This is a genomic window from Bacillus sp. AF62, assembly GCF_050312695.1.
Taxonomy (GTDB): Bacteria; Bacillota; Bacilli; order Bacillales; family Bacillaceae_G; genus Bacillus_A; species Bacillus_A cereus.
Map to the genome: position 1 here is coordinate 1 of NZ_JBNPJZ010000088.1, position 13,391 is coordinate 13,391.

The following is a 13,391-nucleotide window of genomic DNA, read 5'->3' on the forward strand; positions in this document are numbered from 1 at the left end:
CGCTATCTATTGCATGTTCAGCTAGTTTTTCTGATTCATAACATTGCATATTTATTTTAGTTTTGCAACACCCTCATTATTGATTTCAAAAGACCTTTCTTGCTTAAAATCTTTCACCTGAAATACCTTAAAACCCAAAACCGCACTAGCAATTGTAATGACTAATATTGCAATTACTATTATTTTTTTCACCAGTCATACCCCAGTTCGTTTTTGTTTTAAGCTTGCTTCACGCCACATCAATCTTGTCGATTTTTCGATACGATAGATAACTAATGAAAATTCCTAATAAACAGAGCACGATTGGGATAGCTATAAAATCAAACATACTTACTTGACCATTTCCAGGACCAACGTTACCATTAATCAGCATACCAATTATTACTGCTGAAGTAATCGTTGTCGGTGTCGATTTCTTTCTCATTCCAAAAAATAAAGGAATTAAACTTATACCAGATATCATAAATGCACTTATAATAGTAGTTGGAACGGTAGCTATTATTTCCCCCATCGTAACAGGCGTTTCAAGTATTCCTATTATTGGATTCATACAGAATATGAGCAAACTAATAATAAATGTTGCGATTATCGTGCTCACAAAGCAAAAACTAAAAACAATTGCTAATTTCGCTCTCATTAGCATTTTCCTTTGCAGTGGGTACATAAATAGTAGCTGTATTGTTTTGTTCTTGTATTCATCAATCACTAAACGTGATAAAATAACCGATGCAAAAATAATAAATGTAATTCTAATAAAAATATTTGCTAAAGACATGTATTCCATATAGCTAGAGAACATCAACTCATCCTCTACTTTAGATGCCCATGCCATAAGACTTACCGCAGTAAAAATTGCTATAATACAAATCGCTACTCCTTTAAAATAACTAGATAATTTATGTTTTTTCCATTCGAGTTTCATTAATTTAAACATATAAACCACGCCTCCATTCTTTATATAACTCTCTCTACGCTGTTAACATTCTAATTCCAGCAGTAATTACGCTTAACATTCCTATCACTAGTAGAATTAACAACCATTTTCGCTCTGGTTTCCTATAATATGAAATCCCACTTATGAACATTACGATCAATCCACTTACTAGATTCACTAACAATCCATTAAGCATGAATGCCCTCTCCATCCATTACATTTAAGAAATATTCCTCTAAGGAACTATGTTTCTTATTAATACTTTCAATTTCCACATCATTCATAATAAGTGCTTTTGAAATGGCTTGCTGAGACACTGCCGTATCATACACACGAATCATATTTCCGCTCATTATTTTATAATTTTTTATGCCAAGTTTATCTTCTAAAATGTAAGCTGCACGCTTCACATCAGGAACAGTAATTTCAATGTACTCTGTTTGTTTTCCGTTAATACTCTTCATTGAAACTTCTTTTATTAGTTTTCCATTTTGAATTACACCAATTGTATCCGCCATTAATTCCATCTCACCTAAAATATGACTAGAAACTAATAATGTAATGCCATATTCTTTGCAGAGCATTTTAAATAAGTCTCGTAACTCTTTAATACCAATTGGATCTAAACCGTTTATGGGTTCGTCTAAAATGAGCAATTCTGGCTTTGTCACGATTGCCCTTGCAATACCAAGTCGTTGTTTCATTCCTAATGAAAAATCTTTTACTTTTTTATTATCTATCCCTTGCAGTTTCACTAAATGTAATGCATGGTCAATTGCGTTTTTATCGTAATAGCCCATATATTCACAATGTAATTCTAAATTTTCTTTCGCCGTTAATTTATCATAAAAGATTGGGTATTCAATAATTGTCCCCATTCTTTTTAATACTTCATAAGATGTGTCTGTTAACTTCTCACCTAAAATTTCAATCTCACCGCTCGTCGGTTTTATTAAATTTGTAATCATTTTCATAATCGTTGTTTTACCAGCACCATTCGGTCCTAAGAAACCGTATATCTCTCCTTTTTTCACATGCATGTTAACGCTAGAAATAACTTCTTTCCCTTTAAACACTTTCGTTAACTGATTCGTTTTTAATATATAGGTCATGTCACTTTCCCCTTTCGCACTACTTTATATTTTTATAATAGACAACGGAAATCTCTTTTTTCTTACCCGTTTCTTACAAATTCCTTACGCTGAAAAAAAAGCTTGTAGAATCTACTTCTCTACAAGCTAAAACTGCATCTTTTTTAATGCAACTGTAAAAATTGTTTTTTCATACGGCTTACTAGAAAGATGAATTTTTCCATCCATCGCTTCAACCAGTCTTTTCGTAATCGTTAACCCTAAACCGCTTCCTTGGTACAATCTATTTCTTGAATCTTCAAGTGTGTACATACGCTCAAACACTTTATCAATATGAGATTCATCAATCCCTTTTCCTTTATCCCATACGTCTATATACACATTCGTTTCATCATCTCTTAACGTCATACCCAGTATCTTTCCATCGTCTCCATATGTAATTGCATTTGATATTAAATTATTCAATACTCTACCTAATACTTCTACATTTCCAAGTGCATATATATTTTTTTCTGGTATATCAATATGAACTTGAAACCCTTTCGTCGTCACTAAATCATAAAAAGATAAAATCTTCTCACGACAAACCTCATTCATATTTACTTTTGTCATCTCGATTGCCTTGTCACCAGATTCCAATTTTGCTAAATCAAAAAACTTATGAATTAGTTCCATTACTTCTAGTGTTTTCACATGCACCTTTTCAAGTAATATTTGTTGTTCTTCTTTATTCATTGTTTTATCCTTATTTAACATTTCTGTATATCCAAGAATAACTGTTAGTGGCGTCTTTAAATCATGTGAAATATTTGAAAGCATTTTTCTCATCGAAATTTCTACTTTCGCATGATCTGCATTTGTTTTCTGTTTTGCATCTAATAATTGATTAATTGCCACTAATAATTTTTGCAATTCTCGATCATCTGTCATAACGAGTAACTTCTCGCCTGTTTGTACATTTACAATACTTTCTAACTTTTCATATGTGTATCGCAAATTTTTACTACTATTTTTTCTCATTTTATATTGTATGTAAATGACACATAACAATATGAAAATAATACCTATTAACAAATTGACCATATTACATCACTTCCAACTTATAGCCGATGCCCCATAACGTTTTGATATATTCTGGATTAGATGGATCACTTTCGATTTTCTCACGCAATCTTCTCATATGAACATTAATAACGTTATCGTCACCATAATACTCTTCGTTCCAAACTAGCGTATATATTTGTGCTTTTGTAAATACACGATTTTGATTCTTTACGAACAGTTTTAGAATCTCAAATTCTTTTAAAGTAAGCTTGAGAGGCTTCCTATTTTTTTCCACAGTAAAATTAATTGGATCGATTGTTAAATCACCAATTTGAATCATCTTTTCTGTTGTTTCTGTAGCCGAATATTTCGTAGATCTTCGAATACCTGCTTTTACACGCGCCGCCAATTCAATCATAGAAAATGGCTTACAAATGTAATCATCTGCTCCAAGTCCTAATCCAACAGCTTTATCAACATCTGTATCTTTTGCTGACATCATTAATATCGGAACCGCACTTTTTTCACGAATGATACGCACAACCTCTAAGCCATCTAGCTTTGGCATCATAATGTCGAGGATAATCAAATCAAATGAACCTTTTAAATATGTGTTCACGCCTTCTTCTCCATCAGATGCGATTGTAACTTGAAAGCCCTCTTTTATTAAATACTTTTCCACCATCTCTTGAATTGAGAGATCATCTTCAACTAATAAAATATGATGTGACATATGTCTATCCCCTTTTTACAAACGTTAACAATTCAATTGTATCGTAACTACTACAGACTTGAAACAAATATATGAATTTTCAAACCAACTTCCCTTCCTCCCCTAACAATGATATGATAAAATTCACTACGATTGTTCATAATTAACTTTATATAAAGGAGACTTATCATGTCAGAAAACAAAAAAGTAAGCTTAGCTGATTTAATGCGCGAACAACTTGCAAAGAAAAAGCAAGGAAATGGAAATGGGTCAAATAATACAAATCAAAGCCAAGAAACGAAAAAATTACAAAACCAACAAACTAAAAAAACAAACAACCAACGTAGACGTACAGGTGTATAAATGAACGGACAAAAACGTTCTAATATCGCACCCGGTCTTGAAGTTGATATTGTATTAAAACAAGATCAACGCACCGGCAAATTAACACGTGGAATTGTAAAAGATATTTTAACAAACTCCCCTTCCCATCCGCATGGTATTAAAGTACGATTGCAGGACGGGCAAGTCGGTAGAGTGCAAAATATCGTCCAATAAGAAAAAGGAGCTCAAGTAAACTCGAGCTCCTTTTTCTTTATTAACCTTTAATTTTCTCGATGAAAACTACTTTTAAATAGTCTCCTTCTTTAAATTGATCAATGGTACGGAAATCTTCTGGTAAAGAATGTTCTTCTAATATTTTATATTTGCCATTCATTTCTTTAAATGCTGTATCGATAAAGCCTTTAAACTTTTTCATATCGAATGCGCTACAATTTGTAGAAGCAACAATAATCCCGTTATTTTCTGTAATAGAAATTGTTTCTTTTAATAAATTTTTATAATCTTTTGCTGCACTAAACGTATATTTTTTTGAGCGCGCAAAGCTTGGAGGGTCAAGTACGACCATATCAAATTTCATATTTTTCTTCGCTGCATATTTAAAGTAAAGGAATACATCTTCTACAATAATGTCTTGTGCTTCATAATCTATTTCATTTACACTAAACTGCTCAATCGTTTTACTTAAACTACGATTTGCCAAGTCCACACTCGTTGTTTTACTCGCTCCGCCAAGCGCTGCAAATACAGAGAAAGCACCTGTATAAGAGAACATATTTAACACTGTTCTTCCCTTCGCATATTTATCACGAATTTGTTTTCGAACGCTACGCTGATCTAAAAACACACCAACCATCGCTCCGTCATTTAAATAAACAGCGAAGTTCACACCATTCTCTTTTACGATAAGTGGGAACTCACCGCGCTCTCCTGCTACGAAATCATCACCTTCAATGTATTTCCCTTTCGTATCAAAACGCTTTTTCTCATAAATACCTTTAAAGTTTGCTACTTTTTGAAGAGCTGCTATAATCTCATCTCTGAAAGTATAAATCCCTTCACTATACCAACTTACTACGTAATAGCCATCATAATAATCGATGATTAAGCCTCCAAGACCATCACCTTCACCGTTCACAACACGGAATGCTGTCGTATCACTTGATTTGTAAAATTGCTTTCGTTTATGTAAGGCAGATTTTATTTTACTTTCAAAGAAAGATTGATTAATTTGTTCACTCTCTTTTCTCGTTAAAATCCAGCCGTATCCTTTATTTTGTTTTCCATAATAACCTTTTCCAACAAATTGACTCTTCTCATCTACCACTTTAATGATTGTTCCTTCTTCCTGAACATCATTTAAATTTTGAATTGCATCTTTTAAAATAAGCGGATATCCACTTTTAATTTCTTTTATAAATTTCGGTTTTATTTTTACAGTTACTTCTGATCGCATATAATAACTTCCTTTCCATTTGCATGCTTTCTCTATAGGAAGCATTTCAAAAACGAGACTGAAAAACAGCCTCGTTTCACTATACCATATTATTGCTTTGCTAGTACAACTCGCTCATTCTCTCGCTTAACCACCATATATTTACTACATTTTGAAAGGGAAATCTTACTGTCCAAAACAATAAAAAAACTTATTTATTTTACATTTACCATTGACAATGATAATGATTTTCATTATCATTTAATGTATATGAGTTCTCGAAAATAAAGGCTACATTTATAGGAGGAATAAAACATGATTATTGTTACAAATACAGCTAAAATTACAAAGGGAAATGGACATAAATTAATTGAGCGTTTTAATAAAGTAGGTCAAGTCGAAACAATGCCAGGCTTTTTAGGATTAGAAGTTCTTTTAACGCAAAATACAGTTGATTATGATGAAGTAACAATTAGCACACGCTGGAATGCAAAAGAAGATTTCCAAGGTTGGACGAAGAGCTCAGCATTTAAAGATGCTCACTCACATCAAGGCGGGATGCCAGAATATATTCTTGATAATAAAATCGCTTACTACAATGTTGAAGTTGTACGTATGCCAATGGCTGCAGCACAGTAAACATATTTCTTTTTTAAAGTATAGAATATGAGAAGCGTTACCACTTCTCATATTCTATACTTTTTTATTTACTGTCTTTTTACTAGTTTCGCATGCACGACTAACCTTCCTGCTTCTGGATCAAGTGCATAGTCACACGTCGAAAGTGTTACGATTTGATCACTTGCTGTCAATTTTGTATCCGTTTTGTACAACGATTTTTCTTGAATTTTCTCCAAAAATGATGTGTATTCCTTATCACTGCTAAAATCCGTTTCAATGTAATAAAAATCAGTTGTTGTTGTATACACCGAGAACACTTCAAGATCATATCCTTCAAATAATGTATCGTAATATAATTTACGATGCGACATGAAGAACTCTTCATCTAACATTTTCTTTAAACTTCCAAACATAGAACCATCTTTCATACGATGACCATATAAAATAGTATTTCGATTTTGAGATTTCACATCATTACGATAGTCCATAAAGATGCTTCCTGCTCTCATATCTTCACCTTTATAATTACGAAATAAATAGTAATCATTGTCTTTCGCTTGAACGATTGGATAATTAATTTGTGTATCATCCATCGTAACCCATCCAACTATTTCTTGGTTAATTTGCTGCAGAGCCTTGAACTGTTTACGTACTTCCCCATCTTGTGATTGCTCTTCCATCGGACTTTTTTCATAAATGTTTTGTGCTTCGGCCATTACTTTACGATTTTCATAGTAATCCATGAAAATATCACCTAATTCATATACTGAATAGAAAAAGGTACCTAAAAAAACAACTGTAAGTATTCGTTGAAAAAAAGAATTCTTCTTCCGTTCTTTTTTACTACTCAAATTATCACCTCAAAACGGATTGTTCGCATATTTAAATACCCATTGGGACCATATACAATCCTGTATCTTCATCCTGCTTTACAATGACATCTACACCATATATTGCTTTAACCATTTCTTCTGTTATTACATCATTAGGATTACCTTTCGTAATGATCTCTCCATCTTTCATAACGATAATATGGTCGCTATAACGAATGGCTTGATTAATATCATGTAATACCATTACAATCGTTAGCCCATACACTTCATTTAACTCTTTCACTAACTCTAATATTTCTAGCTGATAGTAAATATCTAAATATGTTGTCGGTTCATCTAAGAAAAGCATTGGTGTATTTTGAGCTAATGTCATTGCGATCCAAACTCGCTGCCTCTCTCCACCAGATAAAGCATAGATTGGCTTATCACGCTTACTTTGTAAATTCGTACATACTAGTGCGCGCTCTATCGCTTCTCTATCTTCATCTGTTTGCGGAGAGAAAATATTTTTATATGGCATACGCCCAAAGCTTATTAGCTTTTCCACTGTAATATCTGCTGGAGCCTCATTTTGTTGATGGACAACTGCTAGCTTTCTAGCAAACTCTTTCGGTTTATATTCACTAATCGCTTTCCCATCAAGTATTACTTCTCCACTGCTAGGAACGTGATTTCTAGACATGACACTAAGTAATGTTGATTTCCCGCATCCATTCGGGCCAATGATTGTTGTAATTTTCCCAATTTCTATTTCACTACTAACAGACTTTAAACGATTTGTTATGTTATCGTATGAAAAGGTTACATTTTTAATTTCCATGAACTTTATCACTCTTTCTAAGCAAGAATATTAAGAATGGACCACCAATAACCGCCATAATTGTTGCTGCTGGAATTTCGTTAGGTGGCACAATTAACCTTCCAATCGTATCCGCCGTCAAAATTAATAACGCGCCTGCAAGAGCAGAAAATGGAATTAATACTTTATGGTCTGAACCGACTAATTGTCTTGAAATATGCGGAACTAGTAATCCTACAAAAGCAATAACACCTGCAATCGCTGTTGATACTGCCGCTAAGAGTACTGCAATGGCAGAAATAATAAGACGAACTCTCGTCACGTGCAAGCCTAAGTTTTTCGCAGTCTTATCTTGTAGCGATAATAAGTTACACCAAGCTCCTACGAACAGAGCAAGAATAAGACCAATCGTTCCATAAGTCACCATTATTTCTACATCGCCCCACGTCTTCATTGTTATATTAGAAGTCGTCGTTTGCTTAATACTCTTAATAAAATACCCACAAATCGTAACGAATGATTCATTTAATCCAGTAAACATCGCATTAATGGCAATACCAATTAAAATAATGCGAAGCGGGCTTAACCCTGACTTCCATGAAAACGAATAAACGAGATAACACGCAAACGCACCACCTAAAAAGGCGAATACGGGTGTCCAGAAAAAGAATTGCGGGAACAATGTAATAATAACGAGTGTCATAAAACTAGCTCCTGAAGATATACCGATTACCCCAGCATCAGCGAGTGGATTCTTCATAACAGCTTGAAAAAGCACCCCTGAAACAGCAAGAGCCGCTCCAGTGAACAGCGCAATAATAATACGCGGGAAACGTAAATCTTTAATGACTTCAACATCTTCATTCCCACCTGTAAATATCCCTTGCACAAGTTCAACAATACCTACTTCTAAACTCCCTTTCATCGCTGACAATGATGTCATAACAATGAGCAATGCAGTAACAATGAGGAAATTCCACGTTTTTTTATTCATTCCACTCTTCCTTTATATTAAAATGCATCACGGATACATCATTTTTTTCAATTCATCTAAAGCTTCAATTGCTGCTAAATTACCTGTCGTTCCAAATAAACGCTCTTCTAAATCGTAAACACGATTATTTTTAACTGCAGCGAAGTGCTTCCAAATATCATTTGTTTTAAATTCTTTATCAAACATTTTCACAACTTCATCAGGCATACCATGAGCTGCTCGTAAAATAATATCCGGATCAGCTTTCTTTAAATACTCTGTATTAGAAGCTAAATACTCTACTTGTTCACCTTGTACAATGTTTTTACCACCTAATTGTTTCACTAAATCTCCAATATAAGAATGCTCTGTTGCTACTAAATAACTGCCTGGCACACCTAATAAAATAAGCACTGTCGGTTCTTTCTTTCCTTTTACTTCCTTTTGAATGCTAGCAACCTTTTTATCTAACTTAGTTACTACTGCTTCAGCCTGCTTTTCACGTCCATATTTCTTACCTAAATCGCTAATAGAACTTTGCATATTTTTTAAACTCGTTAAATCTAAAAAGTTTGCTTTCATACCCACACCATCAAAAACTGGCTTTAATTCATATTCAAGTGTTGTCACAGATAACACTTCTGAAGGCTTTAATGACTTTACCTTTTCCATATCTGGACTCATTGGATTCCCAACTTCAGGTAAACCTTTATATCGCTTCGGTAAAGTTTTAGAACTTGTTGGAACGCCGACTAAATCTACTTCTAACGCATCCATAATTTCAGTAACAGCCACTGTTGTTGCAACAACGCGCTCCTTACTCTCACTCTTTACCTGCTTTGCTGTTTCTTTTTTTGGTGATGAGCACCCAGCTATACTCATTAACAAAATGATAGCCATTAGTACACTTACGATTTTCTTCACTCTCAATCACCACTCCCTTCCATACAATATGAAACAAGTCTTGATGCACGCGAACATGCATCAAGACTCCAAAAATTACAATCTACCTGCTCTATATTTACGAACTAGTAAAGCAAGTGAACCTAGCAGTAACACCATGTATAAACCAAGTTGTGCTGTATCTGCAGTTTTTGAGTTTTTCTCTTTTTTCGAATCATTTTTTGTATCTTCTTTTTTCTTCTGACCATCTGCATTTCGGTTAAAATCAGGAGTACCTACTGTTTTTACATTATCTACTTTCGGTGTAGTCACTGGATTTTTCGGTTCCTCTTTAATAGTTCCTAACGCGCCGATATTATTTGTATCAAATTGAATTTGTACATCGTAGAAATGATGGTAGTTCATCTCATCGATGTCTACCTTTACTTTTGCGTTTAATTTTTTAAATAGATCTTCTACTTCAAACTGTACTACTCGCGTATTTGCATTTTTATCTTCGCTTACTACTTTCGCATCAGCGAATAGTTCCTTGTTTTCCGTTTGGAATTTCGTAATCCACGCACTTTTTTTCAGCGTCATCTCAATGTATTTTTTACCATCTTTTACGATTAATTTCGCTGGATTTACAACATAGTCATTCATCTTTGAAATCTCATCTGTTTTATCTTTTAATACTTTAAATGTAATATCATATTGGCCATCTACTAAATTTTTCGGGTCAACTATTACTTTCGGGTTATTATTTCCACCTTGGTTTCCATTCCCACCTTGGTTGTCATTCCCTCCTTGGTTGTCGTTTCCTCCTTGGTTGTCGTTTCCTCCTTGGTTCCCTAAAGCTTTAATACTGTCTTGATCAAATACAAATTGAACATCGTAGAAATGGTGATAATTCATTGAATCAATATCTACTTTTACTTTTGCATTTAATTTTTTAGACAAATCGTTTACTTCTACTTCCACTACGCGTGTATCAGCTTTTTTATCTTCACTTATTACTTTTGCATCAACAAACGAACCATTTTTCTCAAATTCAAATTTTGTAATCCAAGAACTGTTCGTTAACGTAAATGATACATACTTCTTACCATCTTTTACTTTTAGCACACCTGGACTTTTTGTATATGTGTTCATCATTGAAATTTCGTCTGTTTGATCTTTTAATGCTTTAAAATTGATGCTGTATTCACCATCTTTAATTGTTTCAGCATCTGGTTTTTTATTTTCATCTGGTTTTTCTACTTCTGGTTTTTCTGCTTCTGGTTTTTCTACTTCCGTTTTTTCTACTTCTGGTTTTTCTGCTTCTGGTTTTTCTACTTCCGGTTTTTCTACTTCTGGTTTTTCTGCTTCCGGTTTTTCTACTTCTGGTTGTTTCTCTTCATTTTTAATTTGTTCAAGTTTATCTTGTTCAAATAAAAGTTGTACATCATGCGTTTGCTTATAATTTCTTGATGTCATTTCGATAAATACTTTTGTATTTAGTTTTTTAGATAAATCGTTTACTTCAAACTCTACTACTCTTGTATCTTTTTCCTTATCCTCACTCACTACTTTTGCATCAACAAATGCGCCATCTTTTTCCGTTTGGAAATTTTTAATTAATGAGCTACTTTTTAGTGTTACAATTGCTTTTTTCTTGCCGTTTTCTACTTTTAATACTCCTGGATTTAGCATGTAAGTATTCATCTTAGATTCTTCATCTGTTTGATCTTTTAATACTTTAAATGGAATGCTGTACGCACCATCTGTAATTGTGTTAGAATTTGGTTGTTGATCTGGGTCAGGCTTTTGGTCGGGCTTCTGACCTGGATCGGTAGTTTCATTTGGATCTGGCTTATTAGCTGGGTCCTCTTTTTCATTTGGTTTTTCTACATGAATTGGTGTAATGCTATTTTGATCAAATGCAATACGAACGTCGTACTCATGATGATAATTTAAAAAATCAATATCTACTTTTACTTTTGCATTTAATACCTTCTCTACATCTTCTACATCAAATTCTACTACTCTTGTGTCTTTTTCTTTATCTTCACTAATTACATTTGTCGCAACTAGCTTACCTGCTTTTTCTGTTTCAAACTTCGTAATCCATGAACTATTCGTTAATGTAAAGGATACTTTCTTTTTCCCATCCTTCACTTTTAAAGTTCCCGGGCTTACTGAATATTGATTCATCATCGATTCTTCATCTGATGTATCTTTTAAAACTTTGAAGCCAATTGAATATTCACCGTCAGCCAACTTGGTAGCTGCTTGAACTGCAAGTGGTTGTAATGTTGATACGAATGTAAATATCATTAAAAACATAGCAACAATAATTTTTGTATACCTGTTCAATGGAACGACTCTCCCTTTTGAAAATTATTTAATACTGTTCCCATCAAATACAAAGCGAATATCATACGAAGCATTATAATTAATAATTGGAATATTAATTTTCACCTTGCCATTTAGTTTTTTTGACAATTCAGCAACTTCAAATTCTACAACTCTAGTATTATCTTTTTTGTTTTCACTTAACACAGTTGTTTCTACAAATTGACCATCTTTTTCTACTTGGAAACTTTTAATAGAAGCACTATCTTTCACTTTAAATGAAACATATTGTTTTCCATTTTTAACTGTTAATGTTGCTGGGCTTTCAAAATAACTATTCATTCTAGACGATTCATCTTTATCGCCTTTCCATACAGTAAAAGCAATATTATATTTTCCATCAGCTAGTTTTGTAGCAGCCTTTGCATCTTGTAAACCTATTGTTGCGATAAATGTAAATAAAACAGCAAATACGGCAATAATCATTTTAAATTGTTTAAACATATATTCATCACCCTTCAAAAGATTTATTTACTCAATTTTACTTTACGAATTAAGAAAGCACCTGAAATAAGAATTAACGCTGCAAACAATCCAATACGTGCTTCATCGCCTGTTTTTGGGTTATCTGTTTTTTCAGCTTTTCCATTTTCATTTTTTGTTTCTTTGTTCGCTTCTTTAGCTGTTTCCTTACTCTCTACTTTTGTTTTCTCTTCTTTTACTTGTGTATCTGTTTTCGCTTGATCATTATTTTTTGTTGTAGCAGCTACACCGTTATCGCCACCTACAGCTTTTACATTTGCATCAAAAGCAAAACGAATTGTGTAGTGGTGGTCATAGTTTGCATTTGGTACAACAACATGGATTTTTACAGCTGCTGGTTTGGATAAATCATCTACTTTAAACTCTACTGTTCTTTTATCTGCCGATTCATCTTTACTAACAACTTTCGCATCAACAAAATTCCCGTTCTCTGGTGCTTTAAATTCTGTAATCCAAGCACTATGATTCATCGGAACTTGTACTCTCATCTCACCGTTTTTCACTATTAATTTTGCTGGCTTTTCAAAATAGTCATTTGCCATTGAAGCTGAATCATTTTCCGCTTTTTGAATTACGTAATTAATATCGTAAGTACCATCAGCTAGTTTTGCTGAAGCATTCCCGTATGGCATTACAAGAAAAGCTAGCATACATACGAACATTATAATAAAAGCGGGTAATACAGAAACCTTTTTCATTTTTCTTGTTTCCTCCTTTGTTATCTTTCACTTCACTTTTTGAAAATGATAATTATTCTCAATTTATAAGAAAAAAATAATCTCTTCTACCTATTATTTAATTAGCATTCTTTTATGTAATATAAGTATTATTGATTATCATTCTCATTT

At 33.3% G+C, this 13,391-nt stretch carries 17 protein-coding genes; 3 read left to right on the forward strand and 14 right to left on the reverse strand.

The window, feature by feature from the left end:
- Positions 1-51: 51 nt before the first annotated feature.
- The 6 genes from ACQRBL_RS22680 to ACQRBL_RS22705 all read right to left on the reverse strand — a co-directional run bounded on the left by ACQRBL_RS22680 (position 52) and on the right by ACQRBL_RS22705 (position 3,802).
- Positions 52-192, reverse strand: a complete 141-nt coding sequence (locus ACQRBL_RS22680) for a hypothetical protein (protein WP_411995781.1) — start codon at positions 190-192, stop codon at positions 52-54.
- A gap of 37 nt (positions 193-229) precedes the next feature.
- Positions 230-934 (reverse strand): ABC transporter permease, encoded by a 705-nt coding sequence (locus ACQRBL_RS22685; protein ID WP_411995779.1) that lies wholly within the window; start codon positions 932-934, stop codon positions 230-232.
- Positions 935-968: 34 nt separating this feature from the next.
- The gene (locus ACQRBL_RS22690) at positions 969-1,130 is read right to left on the reverse strand and encodes a hypothetical protein (protein WP_000931770.1); all 162 of its coding nucleotides are present in this window, start codon (positions 1,128-1,130) and stop codon (positions 969-971) included.
- Positions 1,123-2,046 (reverse strand): ABC transporter ATP-binding protein, encoded by a 924-nt coding sequence (locus tag ACQRBL_RS22695; protein ID WP_000221100.1) that lies wholly within the window; start codon positions 2,044-2,046, stop codon positions 1,123-1,125. Before ACQRBL_RS22695 ends, ACQRBL_RS22690 begins: the two co-directional genes overlap by 8 nt.
- A gap of 126 nt (positions 2,047-2,172) precedes the next feature.
- Positions 2,173-3,108, reverse strand: coding sequence for a HAMP domain-containing histidine kinase (locus ACQRBL_RS22700; protein ID WP_000247669.1), 936 nt, complete (start codon positions 3,106-3,108; stop codon positions 2,173-2,175).
- A 1-nt stretch (position 3,109) separates the two neighbouring features.
- Positions 3,110-3,802 (reverse strand): response regulator transcription factor, encoded by a 693-nt coding sequence (locus ACQRBL_RS22705; protein ID WP_000018060.1) that lies wholly within the window; start codon positions 3,800-3,802, stop codon positions 3,110-3,112.
- Between the two features lie 168 nt (positions 3,803-3,970).
- Here ACQRBL_RS22705 and ACQRBL_RS22710 point away from each other — a divergent pair, with 168 nt between their 5' ends.
- Together ACQRBL_RS22710 and ACQRBL_RS22715 are read left to right on the forward strand one after the other, a co-directional pair.
- Entirely contained in the window at positions 3,971-4,144 is a 174-nt protein-coding gene (locus ACQRBL_RS22710; RefSeq protein WP_001293585.1) for a hypothetical protein, read from the forward strand.
- The gene (locus ACQRBL_RS22715) at positions 4,145-4,339 is read left to right on the forward strand and encodes a YwbE family protein (protein ID WP_001014310.1); all 195 of its coding nucleotides are present in this window, start codon (positions 4,145-4,147) and stop codon (positions 4,337-4,339) included.
- 40 nt (positions 4,340-4,379) lie between these two features.
- On the opposite strand, the gene ACQRBL_RS22720 is transcribed toward ACQRBL_RS22715, so the two are convergent.
- Complete coding sequence (locus ACQRBL_RS22720; protein WP_097920308.1) at positions 4,380-5,579, reverse strand: class I SAM-dependent rRNA methyltransferase; 1,200 nt, start codon at positions 5,577-5,579, stop codon at positions 4,380-4,382.
- A gap of 294 nt (positions 5,580-5,873) precedes the next feature.
- Here ACQRBL_RS22720 and isdG point away from each other — a divergent pair, with 294 nt between their 5' ends.
- A complete protein-coding gene (isdG, locus tag ACQRBL_RS22725; protein WP_000587824.1) occupies positions 5,874-6,197 on the forward strand; it encodes a heme oxygenase in 324 nt (107 codons plus the stop codon).
- A 68-nt stretch (positions 6,198-6,265) separates the two neighbouring features.
- Here isdG and srtB read toward each other — a convergent pair whose 3' ends face one another.
- From srtB to isdC, 7 genes are all read right to left on the reverse strand, one after another.
- Positions 6,266-7,030 carry a class B sortase gene (gene srtB, locus ACQRBL_RS22730; protein WP_000095598.1) on the reverse strand — a complete coding sequence of 255 codons (765 nt, stop codon included), beginning with the start codon at positions 7,028-7,030 and terminating at the stop codon, positions 6,266-6,268.
- 31 nt (positions 7,031-7,061) lie between these two features.
- Positions 7,062-7,832, reverse strand: a complete 771-nt coding sequence (locus ACQRBL_RS22735; protein WP_097920310.1) for an ABC transporter ATP-binding protein — start codon at positions 7,830-7,832, stop codon at positions 7,062-7,064.
- Positions 7,822-8,805, reverse strand: a complete 984-nt coding sequence (locus tag ACQRBL_RS22740; protein ID WP_411995778.1) for a FecCD family ABC transporter permease — start codon at positions 8,803-8,805, stop codon at positions 7,822-7,824. Before ACQRBL_RS22740 ends, ACQRBL_RS22735 begins: the two co-directional genes overlap by 11 nt.
- A 27-nt stretch (positions 8,806-8,832) precedes the next feature.
- Entirely contained in the window at positions 8,833-9,714 is an 882-nt protein-coding gene (gene isdE / locus ACQRBL_RS22745) for a heme ABC transporter substrate-binding protein IsdE (RefSeq protein ID WP_001264109.1), read from the reverse strand.
- 69 nt (positions 9,715-9,783) lie between these two features.
- On the reverse strand, positions 9,784-12,021 hold the full coding sequence (locus ACQRBL_RS22750) for an NEAT domain-containing protein (protein ID WP_411995777.1): 2,238 nt from the start codon (positions 12,019-12,021) through the stop codon (positions 9,784-9,786).
- Between the two features lie 24 nt (positions 12,022-12,045).
- Positions 12,046-12,504 (reverse strand): NEAT domain-containing protein, encoded by a 459-nt coding sequence (locus ACQRBL_RS22755; RefSeq protein ID WP_411995776.1) that lies wholly within the window; start codon positions 12,502-12,504, stop codon positions 12,046-12,048.
- A gap of 23 nt (positions 12,505-12,527) precedes the next feature.
- Entirely contained in the window at positions 12,528-13,241 is a 714-nt protein-coding gene (gene isdC, locus ACQRBL_RS22760; RefSeq protein WP_000757939.1) for a heme uptake protein IsdC, read from the reverse strand.
- Between the last annotated feature and the right edge of the window lie 150 nt (positions 13,242-13,391).